This window comes from Campylobacter concisus, from assembly GCF_015230015.1.
Lineage (GTDB): Bacteria > Campylobacterota > Campylobacteria > Campylobacterales > Campylobacteraceae > Campylobacter_A > Campylobacter_A concisus_AF.
Genome location: NZ_JAAKZC010000019.1, coordinates 17669 through 41408, shown reverse-complemented (window position 1 = coordinate 41408; position 23740 = coordinate 17669). Strand labels below are relative to the sequence as shown.

Annotated in this window: 22 protein-coding genes and 1 pseudogene; 7 read left to right on the top strand and 16 right to left on the bottom strand. The window is 41.0% G+C overall.

What is annotated here, in order from left to right; genetic code table 11:
* The first annotated feature begins 71 nt into the window (after window positions 1-71).
* Complete coding sequence (gene fdhF, locus G6W42_RS09195; RefSeq protein ID WP_194173763.1) at window positions 72-2348, top strand: formate dehydrogenase subunit alpha; 2277 nt, start codon at window positions 72-74, stop codon at window positions 2346-2348.
* A gap of 376 nt (window positions 2349-2724) precedes the next feature.
* On the opposite strand, the gene cmoA is transcribed toward fdhF, so the two are convergent.
* From cmoA to G6W42_RS09135, 12 genes and pseudogenes are all read right to left on the bottom strand, one after another.
* On the bottom strand, window positions 2725-3429 hold the full coding sequence (gene cmoA / locus G6W42_RS09190) for a carboxy-S-adenosyl-L-methionine synthase CmoA (RefSeq protein ID WP_194173762.1): 705 nt from the start codon (window positions 3427-3429) through the stop codon (window positions 2725-2727).
* Entirely contained in the window at window positions 3426-4319 is an 894-nt protein-coding gene (locus G6W42_RS09185; protein ID WP_194173761.1) for a bifunctional riboflavin kinase/FAD synthetase, read from the bottom strand. Before G6W42_RS09185 ends, cmoA begins: the two co-directional genes overlap by 4 nt.
* On the bottom strand, window positions 4285-4998 hold the full coding sequence (tlyA, locus tag G6W42_RS09180; protein WP_194173760.1) for a 23S rRNA (cytidine-2'-O)-methyltransferase TlyA: 714 nt from the start codon (window positions 4996-4998) through the stop codon (window positions 4285-4287). The genes G6W42_RS09185 and tlyA overlap by 35 nt, the downstream gene beginning before the upstream one ends.
* Entirely contained in the window at window positions 4988-6931 is a 1944-nt protein-coding gene (gene ligA, locus G6W42_RS09175) for an NAD-dependent DNA ligase LigA (RefSeq protein ID WP_194173759.1), read from the bottom strand. The genes tlyA and ligA overlap by 11 nt, the downstream gene beginning before the upstream one ends.
* A 41-nt stretch (window positions 6932-6972) precedes the next feature.
* A complete protein-coding gene (locus G6W42_RS09170; RefSeq protein WP_194173758.1) occupies window positions 6973-7833 on the bottom strand; it encodes an NADAR family protein in 861 nt (286 codons plus the stop codon).
* A gap of 24 nt (window positions 7834-7857) precedes the next feature.
* Window positions 7858-8997 carry a dihydropteroate synthase gene (gene folP / locus G6W42_RS09165; protein WP_194173757.1) on the bottom strand — a complete coding sequence of 380 codons (1140 nt, stop codon included), beginning with the start codon at window positions 8995-8997 and terminating at the stop codon, window positions 7858-7860.
* Window positions 8994-9614, bottom strand: coding sequence for a DNA polymerase III subunit delta' (locus G6W42_RS09160; RefSeq protein WP_194173756.1), 621 nt, complete (start codon window positions 9612-9614; stop codon window positions 8994-8996). Before G6W42_RS09160 ends, folP begins: the two co-directional genes overlap by 4 nt.
* Window positions 9615-10154, bottom strand: a complete 540-nt coding sequence (locus tag G6W42_RS09155) for a HobA family DNA replication regulator (protein WP_021087775.1) — start codon at window positions 10152-10154, stop codon at window positions 9615-9617. It lies immediately after the preceding gene.
* Window positions 10154-11353 (bottom strand): aspartate kinase, encoded by a 1200-nt coding sequence (locus G6W42_RS09150; protein WP_107831430.1) that lies wholly within the window; start codon window positions 11351-11353, stop codon window positions 10154-10156. The genes G6W42_RS09155 and G6W42_RS09150 overlap by 1 nt, the downstream gene beginning before the upstream one ends.
* Entirely contained in the window at window positions 11353-11817 is a 465-nt protein-coding gene (locus G6W42_RS09145; RefSeq protein WP_194173755.1) for an RNA pyrophosphohydrolase, read from the bottom strand. Before G6W42_RS09145 ends, G6W42_RS09150 begins: the two co-directional genes overlap by 1 nt.
* A 63-nt stretch (window positions 11818-11880) precedes the next feature.
* Window positions 11881-12972: a PepSY-associated TM helix domain-containing protein gene (locus G6W42_RS09140; protein WP_194173754.1), complete on the bottom strand. Its 1092-nt coding sequence runs from the start codon at window positions 12970-12972 to the stop codon at window positions 11881-11883.
* A 1-nt stretch (window position 12973) separates the two neighbouring features.
* Window positions 12974-14920 (bottom strand): annotated as a pseudogene (locus tag G6W42_RS09135) (TonB-dependent receptor domain-containing protein).
* Between the two features lie 107 nt (window positions 14921-15027).
* On the opposite strand from G6W42_RS09135, the gene G6W42_RS09130 reads away from it, so the two are divergent.
* The 6 genes from G6W42_RS09130 to G6W42_RS09105 all read left to right on the top strand — a co-directional run bounded on the left by G6W42_RS09130 (window position 15028) and on the right by G6W42_RS09105 (window position 20041).
* Window positions 15028-15912 carry a helix-turn-helix domain-containing protein gene (locus G6W42_RS09130; protein ID WP_194173753.1) on the top strand — a complete coding sequence of 295 codons (885 nt, stop codon included), beginning with the start codon at window positions 15028-15030 and terminating at the stop codon, window positions 15910-15912.
* 55 nt (window positions 15913-15967) lie between these two features.
* Window positions 15968-17014: a radical SAM family heme chaperone HemW gene (gene hemW, locus G6W42_RS09125; protein ID WP_194173752.1), complete on the top strand. Its 1047-nt coding sequence runs from the start codon at window positions 15968-15970 to the stop codon at window positions 17012-17014.
* Between the two features lie 67 nt (window positions 17015-17081).
* On the top strand, window positions 17082-17480 hold the full coding sequence (tatB, locus tag G6W42_RS09120) for a Sec-independent protein translocase protein TatB (protein WP_012140063.1): 399 nt from the start codon (window positions 17082-17084) through the stop codon (window positions 17478-17480).
* The gene (tatC, locus tag G6W42_RS09115) at window positions 17480-18235 is read left to right on the top strand and encodes a twin-arginine translocase subunit TatC (protein ID WP_103609038.1); all 756 of its coding nucleotides are present in this window, start codon (window positions 17480-17482) and stop codon (window positions 18233-18235) included. The genes tatB and tatC overlap by 1 nt, the downstream gene beginning before the upstream one ends.
* On the top strand, window positions 18228-19250 hold the full coding sequence (queA, locus tag G6W42_RS09110; RefSeq protein ID WP_194173764.1) for a tRNA preQ1(34) S-adenosylmethionine ribosyltransferase-isomerase QueA: 1023 nt from the start codon (window positions 18228-18230) through the stop codon (window positions 19248-19250). The genes tatC and queA overlap by 8 nt, the downstream gene beginning before the upstream one ends.
* Complete coding sequence (locus tag G6W42_RS09105) at window positions 19247-20041, top strand: hypothetical protein (RefSeq protein ID WP_194173751.1); 795 nt, start codon at window positions 19247-19249, stop codon at window positions 20039-20041. Before queA ends, G6W42_RS09105 begins: the two co-directional genes overlap by 4 nt.
* Here the strand turns inward: G6W42_RS09105 and ruvX are convergent.
* Genes ruvX through ilvC form a run of 4 tightly spaced genes read right to left on the bottom strand, consistent with a single transcriptional unit; the run spans window position 20036 to window position 23657 of the window.
* Window positions 20036-20419 (bottom strand): Holliday junction resolvase RuvX, encoded by a 384-nt coding sequence (ruvX, locus tag G6W42_RS09100; RefSeq protein ID WP_149715804.1) that lies wholly within the window; start codon window positions 20417-20419, stop codon window positions 20036-20038. The two genes, G6W42_RS09105 and ruvX, sit on opposite strands and share 6 nt — an antisense overlap.
* On the bottom strand, window positions 20416-21186 hold the full coding sequence (locus tag G6W42_RS09095; protein ID WP_194173750.1) for a DNA-processing protein DprA: 771 nt from the start codon (window positions 21184-21186) through the stop codon (window positions 20416-20418). Before G6W42_RS09095 ends, ruvX begins: the two co-directional genes overlap by 4 nt.
* Window positions 21183-22631 carry a divergent polysaccharide deacetylase family protein gene (locus G6W42_RS09090; RefSeq protein WP_194173749.1) on the bottom strand — a complete coding sequence of 483 codons (1449 nt, stop codon included), beginning with the start codon at window positions 22629-22631 and terminating at the stop codon, window positions 21183-21185. Before G6W42_RS09090 ends, G6W42_RS09095 begins: the two co-directional genes overlap by 4 nt.
* A gap of 3 nt (window positions 22632-22634) precedes the next feature.
* Window positions 22635-23657 (bottom strand): ketol-acid reductoisomerase, encoded by a 1023-nt coding sequence (gene ilvC, locus G6W42_RS09085; protein WP_194173748.1) that lies wholly within the window; start codon window positions 23655-23657, stop codon window positions 22635-22637.
* Window positions 23658-23740 lie beyond the last annotated feature (83 nt).

Sequence of the window (23740 nt, the reverse complement as noted above, 5' to 3'; positions counted from 1 at the left end):
GATTAAGTTTTGCGCTAGTAATATTACTCAAAATAAATATGCAGAAAATGCATAATTAGAAGGAGAAAGTGATGAAAGAAGGCAAAGTCATCTGTCCTTATTGCGGGACAGGCTGTCAAGTAACCTTGCACGTGGAAAACAACGTCGTTCGTGCCGCTACTGGCGTCGAAGACAATCCAGTCAATCAAGGAAATTTATGTTTAAAGGGCTTTTATGGCTGGGACTACGTTGCAAGTCCAGACAGACTTACAAAGCCACTTATCAGAAAGAAAAACGGGGTCTTTTCAAAGGATGGTGAATTTGAAGAGGCCAGCTGGGACGAGGCGCTTGATCTTGTCGTAGAAAAGATGAAAGAGGCAAAAGAGAAATACGGCCCTGACTCACTTGCTGGTAACTTCTCAGCACGCTGTACATTAGAGGACAACTACGTCGCTCAAAAGCTAATGCGCGCTGTAATTGGTACAAACAACGTCGATCACTGCGCTAGAATTTGACACGCTCCGACAGTAGCAGGACTTGCTAAAACAATCGGAAACGGAGCTGCCACAAATAGCTTTACAGAGATTGGCACTTATAGTAACTGTATATTAATGATAGGCTCAAACCCAGAAAATGGCCACCCAATCGCAGCTATGCACATCCAAAGAGCGCTAAACCGCGGTGCAAAACTGATCGTTATCGACCCTATCAAGACTGAGTTTGCAAGTAGAGCCGACATCCACTTACAACTAGAGCCTGAGCACAACATCCCAGTTATCAACGCACTTCTTTACACTATCATAGAAGAAGGCCTTGTAAATGAGGAATTTGTAAGAGATCACACAATAGGCATCGAGTATGTCAAAGAAGCTGTAAAAGACTATGCCCCAGAGGTTGTAGCAAAATACACAAGGCTAAATCCAGATGATATCAGAGCAGCTGCTAGAATGTACGCCACCACAAAACCAGCCGTCATCACTCACGGCATGGGTGTAACTCACTTCAACCACGGCGTTGGTGGAGTTTGCGACGTATCAAATTTATTTTTAATCACTGGTAATATCTGCGAGCTTGGCACAGGCGACTTGCCGCTTAGAGGTCAAGAGAACGTTCAAGGCTGCTGCGATATGGGCGTTTTGCCAAATATCTTCCCAAATCTTGGCTCAGTCACTGACCCAGAGCAAAGAGCTTGGTTTGAGAAAATGTGGCACCTAGAGCCTGGATTTTTAAACTCAAAGATAGGCGTCCATAAAACTGAAGTGCCTGATGCGATACTTGATGGCAGAGTGCATTTCTTCTGGACCATCGGCGAAAACCCAGTCATCTCTGAGCCAAATACAAACCACTTCTTAAAAGGCATTGCAAATGTCGATTTCTACGTGGTTCAAGACCTATTTTTAACTGAGACATCGCTAAAAGCCGACGTCGTTCTCCCTGGCGTTGCAAGTAGTGAAAAAGAGGGTCTTTATACAAACGCAGAGCGCCGTGTCCAACACAACGAAGCAGTCATCACACCTCCAGGAGATGCTAGACAAGACTGGTGGATCGTTTGCGAGATCGCACGTCGTTTGGGTGCGACAGAGGGCTTTAACTTTAACTCACCAGAAGAGATTTGGGAAGAAGTTAGAAAATGCGACCCTAGACGCTACGGCGGCATGAGCTACTATAGACTTAAAAAATATCACGGACTTCACTGGCCATGCCCAACTGAAGATGATATGGGCGGTCAAAGCCTCTATCTTGATAAGAAATTCTTTACACCTGATGGCAAAGGTCGCTTTGTGCCATGCTTATTTGTGGATAAGGCTGATGAGATCGAGAGCGCAAAACTTGAGTTTGCTAAGAAGATGAATATGTCGCCTGAGTATCCTATCATGGCTGGTTCAGTCGATGAGAAGACTGACGCCGAGTATCCGATACAGCTTTTAACTACTAGAAAAGTTTATCAATACACAGTTGGCACCATGACAAGACGCTCACGTGCTATCGAAGAGGGCGGAGATAGCATCGGGCCTATCGCTGAGATGAGCCCAGCGCTTGCAGAAAGATACGGGCTAAAACAAGGCGACTTTATCAAAGCTTGGAGTAGATACGGTTACATCGTCGTAAAAACTGAAGTGACTGACATCGTGCCTGATGGCATCATCCAGATGACTTTCCACTACTGGGAGAGCTCTTGCAACGAGCTAACAAGCAGCGGTTGGGACTACATCAGCAAGACTCCGACATTTAAAGCAGCTATCCAGATCAAAAAGATCGACGAAGAGGAATTTTTACGAGTTCGCGAGCTAAAACGTGAGAAATTCCAAACTTCAAAGATCATCTACGATGACTTCCACCACCACGGCAATGCAGCGATAAATGAGTAAATTTAGCGGGGTAACTCCCGCTAAATATCTAAAATTTGCATCTTAAATTTTTAGCTTTTTATTTAAGATATTTTAAAAACTGCCTACAAACTAAGGTTTTGCACGCAAATTTGACCCACTTTAAAATATCTACAAATTTTTCATTATAAGCTTAAAACCGCACTCACAGCCAGCTTTGTTTTAAATTTTATCTTTAGTATTTAGAAAACATCATTGCGTGATCTAGTAAATTTTTGTATATTCTTTTGATTTGGGGCTTTTTACTCTGGCTATTTACAAAATTTTTGCAAAAATTCTACCTATAAGCTTGAAATTTCAAAATTTCATCAATTGCAAATTTATGCATAAATTTCGCACTTAGCTAAGGCGTCAAATTTTACTTAAACGCCAAAAAGCTCATAAAATTTCCCCATTTAAATGTGCTCTCAACACGCTTAAATCCAGCATTTAGGGCTAAGTTTCTATTTTCTTCTTCAGTGTATGGCACCAGCACATTTTCAAGCGCCTCCCTTTTTTGGGCGATCTCGTAGCGTGAGTAGCCTTGCGCCTGTTTGTAGTCCTCGTAAATTTCTATGACGCTTTTGGTGAGCTTTTTATCATCAAAGATGATCTTTTCGCTAAATAAAAAAACTCCATTTTCATTTAGTCCGTTATAAATTTTTTGCACCAAATTTGCTCTTTTTGGCGGTCTGATAAACTGTAAAGTATAGTTTGCCAAAACCGCGTCAAAGCCCTCTAGCTCGCACTCTGTGATGTCACCCAAAATAAACTCAATATCAGCCCCATAAGCCTTTGCCTTATTTTTTGCATTTGCTAGCATCGCCTCAGAGTTATCCACGCCACTTAGCACAAGATCATTTCTAAGGTTATTTAGCAAAAGCAAGCTATTTGCCGTAGAGCAGCCAAGGTCGCACACGCTTGCCTCTTTTGGCAAAATTTTAGCAAGCAACTTTGCATTTAAATTTGAGCTCACATCGTAAAATGGCACCGAGCGCGATATCATATCGTCAAAAACGCTCGCCACAAAGTCATCAAATTCAAACTGCTTGCTTATAGGCTCTTTAAAAATTTCATCTCTCATATACCAGCTCCATATCCGTCAAAGTATCTCATCGTCTCTCCAAAAAAGAGATCGCACACGCCCACGCACTGTCTAGCCTCGTTTATATCGCGCTTTATCTGCTCTTTTAGCTCACTAAGAGAATTAAATTTTTTATTATCTCTTAGGCGTTTTATGAAGCAAACAGCAACGTGCGTCGTCACTTTTGGCGCGACCTCGTCCATGATGTGCGTCTCGACGCTAAAATTTCCATCCGTGCTAAGCCTATTGCCTATAAAAGTGACCGAGCCATAGGTGTATGAGCCCATCCTCGTTCTTGTCGCATAGACGCCCTCGCGCGGCAAAAGATAGCTTTTTATATCTAAATTTAGCGTAGCAACCAGCTCTTTTGCGCCGATGCCCTGCCCTTTTATCACGTTGCCCTCGATCGAGTACTCCCTGCCTATTAGCCTGTTTGCCTCATCGATGTTGCCTTGACGTATCAGCTCTCTGATGGATGAGCTATGCACGCCCATGCCGTCATAACAAACCTCATCAACGACGACCACCTCGCCATCAAAAATTCTTTTCAGATCGTGCTTGTCCCACGCTCTATTTCTGCCAAATCTAAAATCAAATCCAACTACAATCTTTTTTAAATTTTTAAAATCCCGCTTTAAAAGTGCGATAAATTCCTCACCGCTAAGCCCTTTTATACTCTCAAAATCATACAAAAAGCAAGGATAGTTTGAGTACTCGGCTCGCTTTAGCTTTGGCGTGATGTTGGCTTTATTTTTGTCGATGACGACAAGTCCGCCAAACTCGCCAAGCTGCTTTAAAAGCTGCTTGTGCCCCCTATGCACGCCGTCAAAGTGCCCGATCGCAACGGCAGTGATGTTATCTTTTGTTAAAAGCGTAGAAAAACTCGGCATTTCCTTCCTTTCCCTTGACTTCGCACTCTTTGCAAGCTATCAGTTCAAATTTCAAGCTACTTGCTAGCACTTCAAAGCGCTTCATAGCTAAATTTACAGCCTTAGCATCGGTGACAACGCCTTTTTTATTGCGTTTTACGCCAACGCCCACTTCAAACTGCGGCTTAAAAAGCGTGATGATGAGCGAATTTACGCTTGGTAGCTCGCAAATAGCTGGCAAAATTTCAGCCAATGAGATAAAGCTCACGTCACAGGTTATGAGTTCAAATTTGCTTTGATTTTGCTTTGCAAACTCCCTGACGTCAGTTTTCTCATAAATTTTCACTCGCTCATCGCTTCTTAGACTAGCATCTAGCTGATCAGTGCCCACATCAACGCCAGTCACACTCTTTACGCCACGCTCAAGCAAAATTTGCATAAAACCGCCCGTTGAGCTGCCGATATCAAGTGCGTTTTTGCCAGCTAGGTCAAATTTCATCGCCTCCAAAAAGCTCTTTAGTTTAAGCGCGCCTCGCCCAACGTAAATTTCATCAAGCAGCGAAATTTTAGCCTCGCTAACTTCGCTTGAAACCTTGGTACAAATTTCGCCATTTGCTAGCACCTTGCCGCCCTTTATCAGCTCGCTCGCCTTGTTTCTACTTATATTTAAAACGCTTGCGACGTAGTTATCAAACCTCAAGTTTTAGCCTCTCATATTCGCTCTCATCGATCACCAGCACGCCTAACTCATTTGCTTTATCAAGCTTGCTGCCAGCCTCCTCGCCAGCTAAGACGAAGTCCGTTTTTTTAGAAACTGAGCCAGAAACCTTTGCGCCAAAACTCTCAAGCTCCGCCTTTATCTCATCTCTTGGGCGACTTAGCGTGCCAGTTATAACGACCGTCTTGCCACTTAGTGCGTTTGAGATGCTTTGCACCTGCGTCACGCTTGGCTGCACGATCTGGCTTAGGGCTAAAATTTCGTCCCTATTTACCTCGGCAAAGTCGATTAAACTATTTGCCATCTCCGCGCCAAAGCCCTCAAGCGAGGTTAGCTCTTCAAAGCTAGCATCAAGCCAGCCCAGTCCAAAGCTACTAGCAAGCTTCTTTGCCGCCACTTCGCCGATGTGCTCGCAGCCAAGGCCCGTGATAAAGCGCGATAGCTCCGCACCTTTGCTAGCTTCGATCGCATTTAAAAGGTTATTTACCTTTTTCTCTTTAAAGCCCTCAAGCGCCATGAGATCATCAAATTTAAGGCTGTAGATGTCCTTAATGCAAGCAATCAGCCCCTTGTCAAATAGCAAATTTACGATCGCATCGCCAAGGCCGTCGATATTTAGGCACTTTTTCGATGCGTAGTGGATTATCGAGCCCACCACTCTTGCCTTGCAGCTTAAATTTTGGCACTTTACAAAGACCCCTTCATCAAGCAGGTGCGAGCCACAAACTGGGCAAAATTTAGGCCTCTCTATCGCTTGCTCGCTACCATCTCGTCTATCTTTAAAAACCTTTGTGATCTTTGGTATCACATCTCCTGAGCGGATGATGCCGATGTAGTCGTTTTTCATAACGCCAAGGCGCTCGATCTCATCAAAGTTATGAAGGGTGGCTGATTTTACATTGGCTCCGTCTATATTTACCTCATCAAGCACGCCAACAGGCGTCACCACGCCGCTTCTACCGACCTGAAGTGCCACGTCTTTTAGTCTTGTGACCTTCTCAATGGCTGGGAATTTAAACGCCACCATAAATTTTGGAAATTTGACCGTGTAGCCTAGCTGCTCACAGCGCGCAAGGTCATTTACACGTATCACCATGCCATCCATCATCACGCTCTTTGCCTCACGGCTAGCTAGTAGCTCGTTATATGCGGTCTCAAGCTCATCTTTTTTTAAAATTTTGAAAAAATCATCTCTTTCAAAGCCAAGATCTCGCACAAATTTCATCACCTCGCTGTGATCTTTCAGCCCAAGGCTCTGCTCACCCACGCCCCAAGGTATGAAAAGTAGCTTTCTTTTGGCCGTAACTGCGCTATCAAGCTGTCTAAGACTTCCTGCAGCTGCGTTTCTAGGGTTTGAAAGCGGCGCCTCGCCCTCTTTTGCGCGCTCTGCGTTTAATAGCTCAAAGTCATCTTTTCTTATGACGACCTCGCCCCTGATTTCAATGAGCCCTTTGTAGCTAATGCTCTTTGGCACCGAGCTAATGGTCCTTGCATTTTGCGTCACGTCCTCGCCTGTAACGCCGTCGCCTCTGGTTATCGCCCTAACTAAAACACCATTTTCATAGAGTAAATTTAGGCTTGCTCCGTCAAATTTTGGCTCAGCAACAAAGGTAAAATTCTCCTTCTCGCCACGCTTTAGCCACGCATCAAGCTCGCCAAGACTAAAGATATCCTCCATGCTCCACATGCGCTTTATGTGGCTTGCCTTGCTAAAGCCCTCTTTTACGCCTCCGCCCACTCGTTTTGTCGGCGAAAATAGCGAAATTTCACTGGGATTTGCCTGTTCATAATCAAGCACCGCGTGATATAGCGCGTCATACTCCTCGTCGCTTGCAAGTGGCTCGTCCTCGTCGTAGTAGGCCTTAGCCCACGCATTTAGCGTATCTACCGCTTTTTCATACTCTTGTTTTGTCATTTTTGCTCCAAATTTACACCGCATTTTATCTTAAACATACTTTATAAATGATCCAAATTTAGCTCTCTCGCGTCACATAAATGGACATTTTTATAGACCTTTACTATCTCGTCCCTCGCCCTCATCAGCGCAAAGCCAAGTAAATTTTGCCCTCGCCACTTCATGGGATTTTGCGCATTTTCATCGCTTGCACTCATGCCTATGCCCCAAATTTTATCTACTGGGCTTGCCTCGACTAAAATTTTGCTCCCAGTTTGTAGTAAAAATTCACGCAAATGGGCATTTTGGCTAAATTTTAGATAGCTAGCATTTAGCACGACGCCAAATTTGACCTCGTCCCAGACCTTAGCGTCAAAGCCTCGCACCTGCCTGCCAAGCGCCTTCATCTGCGCTGGATCTTTGGCGGATAAAATTTGCCCCAAAACATCTTTGTCGCCAAAACACTGAGCCTTTTTAGCCATCATATATTGCTCAGCGCAAATGTATTTAGTTTCATCTTCCCAAAAGTTAGAGCTATACCACTGACTAAGGCAGCTTGCACTTAAATTTGCGCTCTTTTGATGACCCCAAAATAAGAGAAATTTATCCGACTTGCCAGCGTTATAGCGCTTTTTAAGCCATTTTAGATCATATCTAGGCTCATGCTCCCAAAGGTTGATAACAAAGTCGTCATTTACAAAAAGCGTGTTTTCATCAGAGCCTAGCCTCTCGTCCCAGTATCCACGCCATGTCGCAGGCTCAGCAAAGAGCTTCTGATACTCGCTACGCTCATCTTGGCTTAGCGTTTTTAGCCACTCTTTAAATTTAAACTTATAATCTTCGCCAGCGCCCATCCTCCAGCTTATAAAAAAGGGGCTAATCTTGGGAAATTTGATCCAAGGTGGCGGAAGTAAATTTTTCATCTAGCCTCTTTTTAGCCAAGCGCCCTACCAAAGCGTGGCTTGGCTCATCGCCTCGTGCATATCAAAAAGCTGCTTGTGCTCTGCCATGTCGTGCGTTCTAATGATCTGTGCGCCGTTTTCGAAGGCTTTTAGATGCAGATAAAGCGAGCCTGGCAAGCGATCTTTGACCTCGCTTGGGTGGTAGTGGTTTATCACTGATTTGCGGCTAGCACCAACTAGCAGCGGGCAGTCAAATTTCAAAAAATGCTCCAAATGCTTAATAAGCAGCAAATTTTGCTCAGCCGTCTTGCCAAAGCCAATGCCCACATCAAGCACTATCTTTTTAGCGCCAAGCTCCCTTGCAAGGGCTATCTTTTGCTCGAAAAAGTCTGCAATTTCGCCGATAAGGTCGTTATACTTTGGCGCGATCTGCATGGTGGCTGGATCGCCTTGCATATGCATCATGCAAAACTGGACATCGTATCTTGCAGCAAGCGTGGCTAAATTTGCGTTTGCCGTGATGTCATTTATCATCTTAAAGCCGTGATTTAGAGCAAATTCTAAGCAATACTCATCAAAGCTATCAAGGCTAAATTTCGCCTTTTCGTGTAAATTTAGCCTATAAATTTCCTCCACGATATCTTTTATGCGCCTAAACTCCTCCTCACGTCCGCAATACTCGCTCCCTGGCCTTGAGCTAACGCCGCCAAGATCGATATAGTGGGCACCTGCTTCTATCATGGTTTCGATTTTAGCTATGCCATTTTGAGTATTTATGCGGCTTTGCTCGTTAAAGCTATCTGTGTTGATATTTGCAACGCCCATTATAAGGGGCTTTGCGGGTTTTATAAATTTAGTCTCTAAAAAAACTGCAAGCTTTTTAAGTCCAAAGTCTTGCAGCTTCTCTTTTTTAGCTAACTGCCTAAGCTGCGCGTCTGTCGCCATTAGCAAGGCTTTATTTAGGCTCTCGCGCCCTAAAATAGTATCTTTGTGCGTCACCAGCTCAGCGCCAACGCTTAGAGCGTCTTGTTTTAGGATATTTGCCGCTGGGGTTTTTATCTCATCGATAAAAATAAAATTTATCTCGCTCTTTTCTCGCATGAGCTTCGTGCCAGCCGGACTTGGCAAGACGGCCTTGCAAATTTGATCAAAGTCGCTTTTGTTATTTATCTTATAAAATTTCAACGTCGTCCTTTCTCAAAGATAGTAAGCAAAAGTGGCGTTAGAACGGCGTGAGACTTGGCGTTTAGATCAGCAAGCTTTATGAGCGAGAAAAAATATTCCATCTCCTCTCCGCTAAATTTATAACCACTATCAACCGCCTTTGTCACGATAGCGCCCACAAGCTCTTTTAGCTCGTTTTTGCCAAATTTTTGTGCCTGCTCCTCTGCTATCTTTTGATCGATAAAGCTTGTTAGCTCTTTTAGGCTAAGCGATTTTAAATTTAGATCTACGCTCATTTTTGGCTTTTTGGTGAGCTTATTTTCTATGAGCATGCGCGATCTGATCGTTGGTAGAAGTAAATTTTTACTCTGCGTTACTATTATAAATTTGATGTTTCTTGGAGGCTCTTCGATGATCTTTAAAAGTGCGTTTTGAGCCTCAGTTCGAAAAGACTTCGCACTGATAACCAAAATTTTCTCATCTTTTTCGGCGATGTAGGCCTCAGCGATGACCTCTTTTGCATTTTCTAGCAAAAAATCATCGCTTATAAAAAATCTTAGATTATTTACGCCAAACTCGGCTTCAAGCTTGGCTTTTAAATTTTCAAAATCGCTTGTTATGACGATTTTATTTAGCATTTAGAGTATCACCTTTGCAAATAGCACAGCGTCTATGCTCTTATCAAAAAGTTTGTATAAATTTAGAAGTTTGATGTCTAAGTTTTCATCGCTAGAGCTTAGCGTGAAGCTATTTTGCGCCTGCTCATCAAAGAGCCACATATAGCTGTTTTCGTCAGTTTTAGCTAAATTTGCACGCTTGTCTATGCTTTTGCCGATGTAAAAAAAGATGTAGCCATTTGGAAAGGCAAGGCTTAGCATATCTTTTAAAAGCTGTTTTTGCTCGTTTGTCTCGACGCTGTCAAAGGCTGGATAGAGCGATCTTAGGCTAAAAAATGGCAAAAATGGACGCTCGCTTTTTGTGCGGTTGATATTTCTTAAAAGATAGTTTTCAAACCACTCTCGCTCATCGTCGCAGATGACTATAAAAGCCTTGCTATCAAGCAAAAATTTAAGCCTAGATGCAAGCAAAGGCGTCCATTCGACGCGCTTCTCCTCCATCCAGCTCATATATCTTTCGCTTCTTATAGTCTCAAGCGTCCATTGGATAAAATCTTGCATTATTTATCTAACTTATACGCATCGTGAAGTACGCGAACTGCCAGCTCGCCATATTTTTGATCGACAATCATTGAAATTTTTATCTCGCTTGTTGAGATCATCTGGATATTTATCCCCTCTTTTGCAAGCGTCTCAAATGCTAGACATGCTACGCCGCTGTGACTCTTCATGCCTACGCCGATAACCGAGACTTTCACGATCGCATCGTCATACTCGACATGTTTTGCAGCTGAGAGCTTTTGCATAGTCTCTTTTGCTAGCTCAAGCTCGTTTTGTGGCACAGTAAAGCCTAAATTTGTCGTGCCGTCGTGTCCTACGTTTTGGATGATCATATCTACATTTATATTTTGATGAGCTAGAGCTGTGAAAATTTCAGCTGCGATGCCAGGCTTATCGACTACGCCTCTTAAAGTTACTCTTGCTTGATTTTTATCTAGTGCTATACCGCTTACTAAAACCGCTTCCATATTATCTTCCTTTGCTATTAATGTACCTTCGTTGTGGTTAAAACTGCTTCTTGTGATTAGTTTGACATTTAGTTTTTTTGCTAGCTCGACTGAGCGATTTTGAAGCACTTTCGCCCCAGCAGAGGCGAGCTCAAGCATCTCGTCATAGCTTATCTTTTCTAGCTTTTTTGCCTTTTTTTCTATCCTTGGATCAGTCGTATAAACGCCATCAACGTCGGTAAAAATTTCACACAGATCAGCTTCAAGCGCACCAGCTAATGCAACCGCGCTAAGGTCGCTTCCACCTCTGCCAAGAGTGGTGATATCGCCTTTGTCGTCTATGCCTTGAAAGCCTGCTACGACGACGATCCTGCCAGCTTTTAGCTCAGCTTTTAGCCTAGTGGTGTCTATCTTTTCTATCCTAGCTTTTGTATGCACATCATCAGTCATTATCCCAGCCATTGCGCCAGTTAGTCCTACGCACGCATAGCCTTTTGCATTAAGTGCAATCGTCAAAAGCGCGGTGGTTACTTGCTCCCCAGAGCTTAAAAGCATATCAGTAGCAACGCCGTCTGGGTGCTTTGAGAAATACTCACTATATTCAACCAATTGATTTGTAACTCCACTCATCGCAGAAACTACCACAACCACGTCAGCGCCGCTGTTTTTAGTCTCTATGACCCTATTTGCCACAGCTTCGATGCGCTCAAGCGTGCCTACGCTAGTTCCGCCAAATTTTTGAACGATTAACATCAAAAATATCCTTTCTCTTTAAAATAACTCAAAACTTTGTCATAAATAGGCTTTTTGAAGTGGTTTATCCCATCTAAAGCCTTGTTGATATCTACAAATTTATACTCGCTAAATTCTGGATGCTCGGTCTTTAAATTTATGCTAGCACCGTTTTTTAGCCTAACCAAAAAGTACTTTTGCGTCTGCCCATCAAATGGATAAAATCTCTTTGACGCATTTGCTGGAAAGTCGTAGCTAAGCCAATCAGGATACTCTTCTAAGAAGTCAAATTTATCAGTTCCGATCTCCTCTTTAAGCTCCCTTTTTAGTGCCTGCTTTGGGCTTTCGCCTTCGTCTATGCCACCTTGAGGAAACTGCCAGATATCGTCCATATCTACCCTTTTGGCGACTAAAATTTCGCATTTAAAAGGGTAAGAGCTAGACAAAATGACAGCTGCTACATTTGGTCTATATTTTTTTTGCATGTCTTTTCCAAAAAATTTATTTGAGATGATAACGAAAAAGAGTTAAGAGATAGATAAATGAAGTTAGTTTTTACGCCGTTTGTAATAAATCGCACCTCCACTAAAAAGCAGTAAAACCACACCGCATGATGCTAGACAAAATATAAATTTACCAAGCTCGCCAAAGATATATCCAGCGTGCAAATCAAGCATAAATTTATAAATTTCAAATGACTTTGGCATGGCATTTTTTGAAATTTGCTCGCTTTTTGTATCGACTAAAAGCCTAACGCCTTCTCCCTCGCTAGCACCTTTTGGCAGGTAAAAGAGCATAAATTTGACGCCGCCGCTATTTACTATAAAATTTAAAGCCTCAAACTCGTCTCCAAATTTAGAGATGAAAATTTCATAAGCTTTTTTAAGGTTTGCCACCTTTTGCTCGTCGCTTAAGCTAAAGCCATTTTTGTTTGTAAAATTTGGCTTTTTAAAGACCTTTTCTTCGCCACAAATTTGATTTATAACCTTAGCAAAGCTCTCATAAGAAAAGTAAAGCCCACTAATGCAAATCACGCTTAAAACAGCGCCAAGATAGATACCCAAAAAGCCGTGTAATGAATACAAAAACGCAAATTTTCTTGCCTTTAAATTTAGCTTAAAAGCATCCCTCACCCTGCTTCTAAACCTCCAAAAATATATCACCACCCCGCTTATCAAAATAAAAAGCAACGCAAGCGTAGAAAGCGCTACTAGCTCACTTGCAAATTTGGTCAAATTTTCATTTTTAAAAAGCGAAAGGGCTAAGTTTTTATGCAAATTTAAAACCAGCCCTATAAATTTCTCTGCCTTGTTTTTGCCAGAAATTTCTCCAGTATAAGGATCTATGAAAAACGACTCAAACTCGCCATTTTCACTGGTTCCGCTTATGACGTAAGCCTTGTTTGACACTCCCTTTATCTTTAGGTAGCTAAGATTAAAATTTGGCTCGCTCTTGCTAAAAATTTTTAAAATTTCATCTATCTCTAAAGGCTTTTTGCCAGCCACGACCTCATCTTTGCTAAAGATATCGATTATCTCATCGTGATACGAGATGATCGCTCCACTAATGCTAAGCACAAGAAGCGGCAAGGCAAAGATAAAAGCCAAGATAAGATGAAATTTTTTCAAAATTTTTATCATTTTAAAACTTTAAGTTAAAACCAAGTTCGATCTTTTGTCCGTCAGCTATCAAGATGTCATATCTGCCAGATCTTGTCGTAAAATACTCATTAAAGAGGTTATAAACGCTCAAATTTAGACTGAAATTCTTTGTTACGTTGTAGTTTATGCCAAGATCAGCGATCACATAAGGTCTCATATCATCAGCATAGCTAAATGAGTTTTTAGTCCTACCATAATAATTTATCTGAGACCAGAAATTTAGCCATCTGTTTAACTCGTAGTTCGCTCCAAATTTAAATGTATGAAGCGGATAGTTGTTTAAACTTTTGCCTATCTCCGCTCCATCTTTTTGCTTTGATCTTGTATAGACGTAGCTTTGATTTAGCCTAAGAGCGTTTGTGACTTGCCACTCATTTGTTAGCTCGACTCCGTAAATTTCAGCTTTGCCGATATTTACACTCTCCCAAATACCATTTGGATAAATTTTACCTTTATGTCTGCAAACACTGCCTCTTGAGCAGATAGGGCTATAGCTTAACATATCTTTAAAACTTGTGTAAAAGCCAGTTAGCGATGCTTCAAAGCCTTCATTGTCATTATAAACGCCGCCAAATTCATAGCTCACGCTTGTCTCTGGCTTAAGGCTGCTTCTACCAAGCTGTGCTCCACGTCCTCCAGCAAATGGCAATGCAAGATCTTGCGTGCGTTGCTTGATGTCAGGCGTCGCGTATCCTGTGCTAACTCCGCCTTTTAGGGCAAAAAAGTCATTAAAGTTATAGATGCCATAAATTCTTGGTGAAACGTGCGAGCCATAGTTCTCATCGTAGTTATAGCGAATACCAGTACTTAAGATAAAGTCTTTTGTAAGATGATAATCATCTTCGCCGTAAAGCGAAATGTCATATCTTTTTACATTTGCCGCGTCTGCGGTGGTTGCCTTTTCATCAAGCTTTTCTTTTTTGGCGTTTAGCCCTAATGTAAAGGCATTATTATCAGTAAAATATGAGCCTTTTGTATCAAAATTTAGTGTTTTTAACGTCAAATTTTGTTGTGCGATCTCTTTTAGCTTGCCATAAGATAAATAGCTTTGAAGCAAGATATTATCAAGCCTTGCTTCATGGCTTAAATTTATCATATCGCCCTTTATTCTCTCGCTAGCAACCGAGTTAGTACCAGTTGATAGTGTTTTGCCTTTAGTTCTTTTATATTTCACATCACTTCTTGCAAGCTCAAGTATAAGATCATTATTTTCATTTGGCTTAAAAAATAGCTTTGCACCAAAATTTCTATCCTTTTGCTCTCTGATTGCATAAGAAATTTTATCTTCTGATTTATTTAAATTTTTACCATAAACAGAAACACTTAAAACATCATCAATTAGTCCAGAGTGCAAATAAAGGCTGTTGTAAAACTCGCCACTTATATTTTTATTTCTTGCAAATTTATAGCTTGAGCCAAGATTTGCACCAAATTCATTACTAAACTCATCTGTAATGATATTTATAACTCCGCCCAGTGCATCGCTTCCATAAAGCGAGCTCATTGGGCCGCGTATCACTTCGATGCGGCTTATTGCACTTGCTGGCGGGATGAAGCTGTATGAGCCTCCAACGCTTCTTAGCCCCTTGTAAGCGTTATCTCCTGGCACTGGTATGCCATTTACTAAGATTTTTGTATATCTTTGCGAAAGCCCCCTTATGGAGATACCTCGCCTATTTGCCGCACCAAGTGTCGCTCCAAAAAGACTTGGCACGTCTTTAACCATACTCTCAACGTCCTTGTGATTTCTCTTTTATAGCGCATCTTGAGTGATGACGCTAAGCGTTGCAGGTGCGTCTTTTATGTTTTGCTCAAAGCCAGTTGCGCTCACTACTTTGACCTCTGGCAAGAGCTTATCTTCATTTGCAAAAAGCGGTAAATTTATAAAAACTGCCGCACAAATAGAAATTTTTAATAGACTTCTCACAAAAAACTCCTTATGAAAATTTAAATCACATTTTACTAAAATAAAATAATCGTTATCAATATCAGACATAACGCTAAAGGGATTAAATTTAACGCTCAAGGGATAAAATGATAAATTTAGATAAAAGATATGGCATAAGTAAAATCTCACAAAACAACAAGCGGATAAATGTAGAATTTTTCAAACAAAATAATGGCATCAGCTACCTAAAAAGCGAGATTTTATGCAATGAAATCATAAAAAGAGAGAGCGAGGGAGATAAAAAATATCTATTTTTGATGTTTAACGAAGCAAGAGATAATCTTTGCTTTAAACTCGATAAAAAAGAGTATCTTTTAAGCAGGGATGAGTTTTGCATAGGGCTAGTAAATGATAGCTTAAAAGGCGTTTTTGAATATCAAAATAAATTTTATAAAACTAAAACCTTGCTTTTTGAAGAGCACTACGCAAATAAGCTTGAAATTTTTAGTAAGCTTAGGCTTGAAGAGAAATTTGATCTTATAAAATACAAAAAAGACAAGGCTCAAATTTGCGTTTTAAACGAGCTTGAGACGACAAATTTATATGATGGCATGATGAGAGAAATTTTTATAGAATCAAAAATTTTGGAGCTTATCTACAAGAGCAAAGCTTTAAAAGATGAGAAAATTTATTTTAGCAGTGACGAAGAAAAAGTGCTTTTAAAGGCTAAGAAAATCTTACTTACTCGCATGCAAAATCCCCCAAGTATCAAAGAGTTAGCCCATCTTTGCGGCACTAATGACTTTTGGCTTAAGAAAAATTTTAAACTCTTTTTCAAAGATACGATCTATCAGCTTTTAGCAAAAGAGCGGCTAAAGCTTGCATTTGCCCTTTTAAAACAAAATGACATCAGCATAAAAGAGGCTGCTAGTATCGTTGGCTACACAAATGCAGCGCATTTTGCAAAAATTTTTAAAGGCACTTTTGGCTTTTTACCAAGCGAGCTAATAAGGCAAAAAAGCTACTTTTAAACTGCGCTAAATGCCAAATTTCTTATAATCGCCAAAATTTAAAAAAGAGAGAAATTTGCAAGTTTATATCCACGTGCCATTTTGCGAGAGCAAGTGTCCATACTGCGCCTTTGGCTCAAGCGATGATGAATTTAAGAAGGTTAGCGCATATTTTAAAGCGCTTTGCCTTGATCTAAATTCCCAACTAAAAAGCCAAAATGTAAAAGAAATTTCTACTATCTTTTTTGGTGGCGGCACACCAAGCGCGGTAAATGCCAAATTTTATGATGAAATTTTTAGCATTTTAGCTCAACTTTGCACGCCTAAAACTGAGATCACCTTTGAGGCAAATCCAAATTCTGCAAATTTAGCTTGGCTAAAACATATAAAAAATTTAGGCGCAAACCGTATAAGCTTTGGCGCTCAAAGCTTTTTTGAAGATAAGCTTAAATTTCTAGGGCGCATCCACAGTAGGGAGCAAATTTTTAAAGCGGTTGAAAATGCCCATGTAGCTGGCTTTAAGAACATAAATTTAGACCTCATCTATGACACTAAATTTGATACCAAAAAGCGCCTTTTAGCTGAGATTGAAAATTTAAAAAGCCTTGCTATCACGCATCTAAGCGCCTACTCGCTCACGCTTGAAGAAAACACCCCATTTGCTGGCAAAAAAAGCTATAAAAAGGATAGCGACACTTTGGCTAAATTTATGATAGAGCAGACCCAGCGAGCTGGCTTTAAGCAATATGAAATTTCAAATTTTGGAGAAATTTGCAAGCACAATCTTGGCTACTGGCAAGGCAAAAACTACCTTGGTGTGGGCGCTTTTAGCGTGGGCTTTGTGGATAATACCAGATACTACGCCAAAAGTAGCATAGACGCCTATATCACGCAGCCAACACATAGAGAAAGAGAAATTTTAAGTCCAAGCGAGCTAGTAAGAGAGCATATATTTTTAGGGCTTAGAAGCATCGTTGGCGTGGAGGCTGGGCGCTTAAATGAGGATCAGAAAAAAAGAGCAAATTTACTTGTAGAAAATGAAAAACTGCTCTTTAAAAATGGCAAATTTTACAACCCAAATTTCTTGCTCAGCGACGAGATCGCACTCTTTATCGAGGGCTAAATTTATAAAAATTTGAGCAAAGTCAAGATAAAATACAAAGCTTAAATAAAATTTAACAGAGGCAAAAATGTTTGGAATGAGTTTTTCTGAGATCTTGGTCATCGCCGTGATCGCCGTGCTAGTTTTGGGCCCTGACAAGCTGCCAAGCGCTATGGTGCAGATCGCCAAATTTCTAAAGATGTTTAAAAAAGGTATAAACGACGCAAAATCAACATTTGATCAAGAGATGAAGATAGCCGAGCTCAAAGAGGACGCTCAAAAATATAAAGAGAGCATAACCCAAAGCGCTCAGAGCGTGCGTAAAAAACTCACTTTTGAAGAGCTTGACGAGATCAAGAAAAGCGCAAGCGACGTCACTGAGAGCATTCAAAACGTCGTAAGCGATACCAAAAAAACGGTAGAAAATATACAAAATCCAACAAATTTAGTTAAAGATGCTATCTTAAACGATAAAAAAGAGGCGTGATGTTTGAAGAGCTAAGACCCCATTTGATCGAACTTAGAAAGAGGCTTTTTATAAGCATAGTAAGCGTTTTTGTCTGTTTTGGCATCTGTTTTACATTTTGGAATCCACTGCTTGCATGGATGAGCGAGCCGCTAAAGCAAGTCTTGCCAGCTGGCTCAAACATCATCTTTACACAGATCCAAGAGCCATTTTTCACTGCGATGAAGGTCGCCTTTTTTGCTGGATTGGTGCTTGCTTTGCCTATCATTTTTTGGCAATTTTGGCTATTTGTCGCACCTGGACTTTACGATAATGAAAAAAAATATGTGATCCCATTTGTCCTCTCTGCTTCATTTATGTTTGCGTGCGGGGCGGCGTTTTGCTACTACGTGGTCATCCCGCTTGGCTTTACATTTTTGGTAAATTTTGGCGGTCAGCTCTTTACGGCGCTACCAAGCATAGGCGAATATGTGGGCTTTTTTACAAAGCTACTAATCGGCTTTGGAATTTCATTTGAGCTGCCAGTCATTACATTTTTCTTAGCAAAGATCGGCCTTGTCGATGACAAGATGCTAAAAGACTACTTCAGATACGCAGTAGTCGTCATCTTTATCTTCGCAGCCATCGTCACACCACCAGATGTTATAAGCCAAATTTTAATGGCACTGCCACTCATCGGACTTTATGGAATTTCTATCATCGTAGCCAAAAGAGCTGGTAAAAGCGACGACGATGAACAAGATAGCGATACAGACAGCGACGCAGGCGATGAGTGATATAAACGATATCTCAAGCTACGACTACTTTTTGCCTAACGAGCTCATCGCAAAAGAGCCAGTTTTGCCAAAAGAAGAGGCAAGACTGCTTGTTTATTTTAAAAAAACAAAAGAGATAAAACACTATAAATTTAAAGATCTAGCCAGCCTCATCCCAGAGGACGCGGCGGTCATTTTTAACAATACAAAGGTAGTTAAGGCCCGCATTTTAGGGCACAAACAAAGCGGCGGAGCCTGCGAAGTGATGCTAAATCAACCGCTTAATGATAATAAATTTAGCGTCTATATAAGGGGCAAAGTAAGTGTCGGTAGCGTTTTAAATTTTGCTGATAGCATAAAAGTAAATGTGCTTGAGCTAAATGATGATGGCTCAAGGGTGGTAAATTTCACCAAAGATGGCGTTATTTTAGATACGGCGCAGCTTTTTGGTGAGCTTGAAAAGATCGGTCATGTCCCACTCCCTCCATATATCAAAAGGGCTGATACAAAGGACGATGAGAGCTGGTATCAAAGCATTTTTGCCAAAAATAGCGGCGCAGTGGCAGCTCCAACAGCCAGTCTGCACTTTAGCGAGCAGATGCTAGAGAGAATAAAGGCAAAACACGAGGTCGCCTACATCACGCTTCACGTGGGCGCTGGAACATTTAAGGGCGTAGAGTGCCAAAACATAAACGACCACAAAATGCACTCAGAATTCTACGAGCTAAGCGAAAAAGCTCAAGAGATCATAAGCTCAAATAAGCCAATCCTTGGCGTTGGTACGACAGTTACTAGGTGCGTTGAAGAATTTGCTAGAAGCAAGCAGCCAAGCGGCTTTTGCAAGCTATTTTTAAATCTAAATAATAAACCTATCAGACAAAACTACCTTTTAACAAATTTTCACCTACCAAAATCAACGCTGATAATGCTAGTTACTAGCTTTATAGGGCTTGAGGAGACGATGAGGGTTTATGAAACGGCGGTTAGTGAAAAGTATAGATTTTACTCTTATGGCGATGGGATGCTTGTGATATGAAAAATGTCGATTTTGTCGCGCAAATGGAGCTTTTTTTAGAGGCACTTTTTAAGGACGCAACCACTAGAGATAACGCCATCGTCTTTAACTACAACCCAAACTACCCACGCTATCTAAGCTTTGAAGCACACAAGCTAATAGGCGCGATCAAAAATTTAAGCAAATTTTACCTAAATAGCGTTAGCAACTCAAAATTGCTCATATCCTTTACTCTAGTAAGCTATAGCCTAAGTTTGGTGCATTTTGACATACATATAAGATGCACTTCATGCCCGCAAAAGCCAAATGAGAGGCTAGTAAAAGAAGCTGGCGAGCTACTAAAAGAGCTAAATGCCAAGATGAGCAAAGCAGAGGACGGCTTTAATATAAGCATAAGCGTGCCACTACCAAAAAGCGGGACATTTAAAAGGCAAAGCGTCGAGATAGCCAGCCTTATAGGCAAAAATGCGATAATAGCTTGCGATGATGAAAATTTATTTTTAACGCTAAGTCATGAGCTAAGCTTTACTGGGCTGAAGCTTAGCAAACAAAAGAGCTTTGAGAGTTTAAATTTACACATAAAAGATGCCATTTTTAAGCCAGACATCATCTTCGTGCAAAAGGAGTATCTAAGCGATAAAGCAAGGCTTGATGAGATGCTAACTTATCAAAAGCTTAAGAATTTCTACATCGTCATCATCAGCAAAGATGAAGCCAAAAGCATCAAAAGCGAGAAGATGACTACGCTTAGACAGCCATTTACTAGCGATAGTTTGCACGAGACTTTGGGGATAGTGGCTAGGAAATTATAAAATTTTTAGGTATCTCTTTAAGATAATGGCGGCTGAGACGCTATCAAGCCTGCCATCTCGCTTTGTGTTTGTGTAAATTTCGCTTGCCTCGCTGCTGCTAAAGGCCTCATCTTGATAGACGATATTAGCCTGCACGTCAAGAAGCGAGACAAAGTGCTCGATACGCCTTCTCATCTCATCCTCACTACTACCACCGATCGGAACACCTACCACTAGCGTGTTTGGAGCGTATTCATTTACTTTTTGGCTCACATCTCTTGCGGCTTGGTTTCTGTTTTTTCTGAGAACTGGCTCAAGGGGCGTCACGACCTCGCCAAAGCCAAAAGCAAGCCCTATGCGCTTTAGCCCAACATCGATAGCCATAAATTTCTCTCTCATAGCGCGCTTTTTACTCTTAAATTTGAAATTTCAACTAGCCCGTCAAGCTCGTATTCATAGATGATCTCGCCAAATTTAGACAATGCTTCATCAAGGCTAACGCCGTTTTTGCAAAATTTCAAGACCTCATCGCTTGTTTTTTCTTGCTCTTTTACCTCGCCAAAAAGTGAGGCAAATTTAACGTAATCATCGATAAGCTCGGCCTTTTTGCTAGCTAGCAAGGCATTTGTCCCACTACTCTCATTTATGCGCTGTGGCAGGACAAAGAGAGGGATTTTAAGCTCATTTGCAAGCCTTGCACTTTGCATCGAGCCGCTTCTTAGATCAGCCTGAGCGACAACCAGAGCTTGCGCAAGCCCAACAACTATGCGGTTTCGCTCTAAAAACCTATAAGCGATCGGTGGCTCGCCATCGTCATACTCGCTTAGAGCCAAGCCTTTTTCATAAATTTCTTTTATCGACGCCCTATTTTGAGCCGGATAGATGATATCAAGTCCATTCGCAAAAACTCCGATAGTTCGTGGCATGGCGGCTTTATGAGCTGCGATATCTACGCCGATAGCCCCACCACTTACCACGCAGATATTTGCACTTTTTAGCACCGCACAAAGTGCTGTGACACACTCTTTTGTATAAACGCTTGCCTTTCTTGAGCCAACGACTGCGACTTTTGGCATGCTAAGAAGCGATGTGTTACCTATGAAATTTAGCTCTTTTGGAGGGTTTTTTAGCCTATTTAGCGCCTCTGGGATGATTTTAAGCTTCATAAAATATCTTTTAGATAGACAACTTCTATATCTTTTAAGATGTTGTTTTTACTAGCTTTTATCACTGCGATCGTATTTTTCTTTGGATGTCCGATGGCGATCGCGTAGCCCCTTTTTTTGGCTAAATTTACAGCAGCCACGAGTTCACGCCTAACCGCACTAGCCGATGGATCATCATCTAAAAATATATCTCTTGAAATGTAAGGCTGATTATACTTTTTCGCAGCTCTTGCCACCGCAGTTTGAGCGATAGTTTTGCTATCAACGAAGATAAAACCCTGCTCTATCAATGCTCTATAAGCCTTGTCCATCGCGTCATAATCACTCGTGAAACGCGATCCTGTATGGTTATTTGTATATTTTGCACGCGGGAAGTCTTTGCGTATCTTTTTTATCTTCTCATGCATACTCTCAAAGCTCTCGTTGATCGTTAGAGTGCCTATCTCTGGGCTATCAAAGTGCTTTGCTTGCATCGGCAAGTGGATCATATAAAACTCAAACGACCTAGCGATCGAAGGTGTATCTGGATGAGTTTTTGTCGCTGGAAAAATGGACGGCGTTATCTTTAGACCGATTGATTTGACCATACTAGCGTGCTCAAATGTCGCCACATCATCGATTATTAGCACTAGCTTGGCACGCCCTTTTACGCTGCTATTTGGAGTAAATGGCACAACCGCAAAGTCATCTTTTTTCGCGCCCTCTTTTTGCGGTTTTTCGCTGTAAATTTGCTTCTTATCTTTTTTGCCAGGCTCAATCCCGCTTTTTTTAGCAGGTTCTGGTTTTAAAATTTCACTATGCTTTAAATTTTCTTTTATGCTTAAATTTGCTTCAGCGCTTTTATTTTGCTCTACTTTTATCTCTGTTTTTACCTCATTTTTGCCTGCGTAAAATGGCTCGATTATTTGCTCGACCTTTTGCTCAGGCTTTTCTTCACTCTTTGCTTCAGAGCTTGCATCTACGCTACTTTGCATATTTTTATATAAATTTGCAAGCAAATTTTTCGTATCGTTTTGCTCTTTTTTTGGCTCTTCTTTTTTAACTTCTACTTTTACTTCAGGTTTTATCTCAGGAGTTATCTTTTTTTGCTCTTTTGGCTCAGTTTTTGGCTTTAGAGCAAGTTCGCTTTTGTGTTTAGGATCGGTAAAAATTTTACTTAAATTTTCATCTTCATCAAATTTTAGAGGGTATTTTCTCTTTTCATACTCTTGTTTTTTATCTTTACTAGCAACTTTTTGCTCAGCTTTTTTTGAAATTTGCTTCTCGCTCTTTGGTTCATTTACTTTACTTATCTGTTCAACATCTTTGTTTTTGATGCTAAGAGCTGCGATAAGTGCTACTATCAAAATAGCAGCGATGACACCGATGCCAAGGAAAATTTTATTATGAGAGCGACCTGCACTCTTTTTTGCAGGACGCTTCTTTGTAGTCTTTTTTTCGCTCAAGGCTTAGTTTTTGCTTTGATCTATAAGTTTGCCGTTAGTTATCCAAGGCATCATTGCTCGAAGTTTTTTACCAGTTTTATTTAGCAAGCTTCTCTCAGCTATACCGCGCTCAGCGTTCATTCTAACATATCCTGCTTTTCTCTCAAGGATGAAGTCTTTTGCAAATTTGCCATTTTGAATTTCTTTTAAAACTTCTTTCATAGCTTTTCTGCTCTCTTCGCCAACTACCCTTACGCCACTTACATAGTCGCCGTATTCAGCTGTGTTTGAGATAGAGTAGCGCATATCAGCCATGCCACCTTGATACATTAGATCAACGATTAGTTTTAGTTCGTGCAAGCACTCAAAATACGCCATCTCAGGCTCATATCCAGCCTCTACAAGTGTATCAAATCCAGCATTTACAAGTGCGCAAAGACCACCACAAAGCACTGCTTGCTCGCCAAATAAATCTGTTTCAGTTTCATCTTTAAATGTTGTCTCAATGATGCCAGTTCTACCGCCACCTATACCGCAAGCATAGCTTAGGGCGATCTCTTTAGCCTTTCCGCTTGCATTTTGCTCAACAGCTATAAGATCAGGTATGCCACCACCTCTTAAAAATTCGCTTCTAACTGTGTGTCCTGGGGCTTTTGGAGCGATCATAATGACATCAATGTTTGCTGGAGCTTTTATCTGTCCAAAATGAACATTAAATCCATGTCCAAATGCGATAGCAGCGTGATCTTTTAAATTTGGCTCGATCTCATTTTTATAAATTTCAGCTTGAAGCTCGTCTGGAGTGAGGATCATGATCACGTCAGCGCCTTTTGTAGCTTCGCTAACAGTTTTTACCTCAAAGCCCTTTGCCTCAGCCTTTGCCCAGCTTTTACCGCCTTTTGCAAGACCTATAACAACACTTACTCCATTATCTCTTAAATTTTCAGCGTGTGCGTGACCTTGTGAACCAAAGCCAATGATCGCTACTTTTTTACTCTGAATAAGGCTTAAATCGCAGTCTTTATCATAATAAACACTTATAGCCATTGTTTCTCCTATTGTTAAATTTTGTCGAGATTATACATTTTAGCAACAAAAACGTTGCTGAAAAAGTCCAAAAAACTATCTTT

Bases quoted from the DNA above. Each gene is read 5' to 3' on its own strand.
- cmoA (WP_194173762.1), bottom strand. From the start codon at position 3,429: ATGAGAGATGAAATTTTTAAAGAGCCTATAAGCAAGCAGTTTGAATTT.
- G6W42_RS09185 (WP_194173761.1), bottom strand. From the start codon at position 4,319: ATGCCGAGTTTTTCTACGCTTTTAACAAAAGATAACATCACTGCCGTT.
- ligA (WP_194173759.1), bottom strand. From the start codon at position 6,931: ATGACAAAACAAGAGTATGAAAAAGCGGTAGATACGCTAAATGCGTGG.
- G6W42_RS09170 (WP_194173758.1), bottom strand. From the start codon at position 7,833: ATGAAAAATTTACTTCCGCCACCTTGGATCAAATTTCCCAAGATTAGC.
- G6W42_RS09160 (WP_194173756.1), bottom strand. From the start codon at position 9,614: ATGCTAAATAAAATCGTCATAACAAGCGATTTTGAAAATTTAAAAGCC.
- G6W42_RS09155 (WP_021087775.1), bottom strand. From the start codon at position 10,154: ATGCAAGATTTTATCCAATGGACGCTTGAGACTATAAGAAGCGAAAGA.
- G6W42_RS09150 (WP_107831430.1), bottom strand. From the start codon at position 11,353: ATGTTAATCGTTCAAAAATTTGGCGGAACTAGCGTAGGCACGCTTGAG.
- G6W42_RS09145 (WP_194173755.1), bottom strand. From the start codon at position 11,817: ATGCAAAAAAAATATAGACCAAATGTAGCAGCTGTCATTTTGTCTAGC.
- G6W42_RS09140 (WP_194173754.1), bottom strand. From the start codon at position 12,972: ATGATAAAAATTTTGAAAAAATTTCATCTTATCTTGGCTTTTATCTTT.
- G6W42_RS09130 (WP_194173753.1), top strand. From the start codon at position 15,028: ATGATAAATTTAGATAAAAGATATGGCATAAGTAAAATCTCACAAAAC.
- tatB (WP_012140063.1), top strand. From the start codon at position 17,082: ATGTTTGGAATGAGTTTTTCTGAGATCTTGGTCATCGCCGTGATCGCC.
- tatC (WP_103609038.1), top strand. From the start codon at position 17,480: ATGTTTGAAGAGCTAAGACCCCATTTGATCGAACTTAGAAAGAGGCTT.
- queA (WP_194173764.1), top strand. From the start codon at position 18,228: ATGAGTGATATAAACGATATCTCAAGCTACGACTACTTTTTGCCTAAC.
- G6W42_RS09105 (WP_194173751.1), top strand. From the start codon at position 19,247: ATGAAAAATGTCGATTTTGTCGCGCAAATGGAGCTTTTTTTAGAGGCA.
- ruvX (WP_149715804.1), bottom strand. From the start codon at position 20,419: ATGAGAGAGAAATTTATGGCTATCGATGTTGGGCTAAAGCGCATAGGG.
- G6W42_RS09095 (WP_194173750.1), bottom strand. From the start codon at position 21,186: ATGAAGCTTAAAATCATCCCAGAGGCGCTAAATAGGCTAAAAAACCCT.
- ilvC (WP_194173748.1), bottom strand. From the start codon at position 23,657: ATGGCTATAAGTGTTTATTATGATAAAGACTGCGATTTAAGCCTTATT.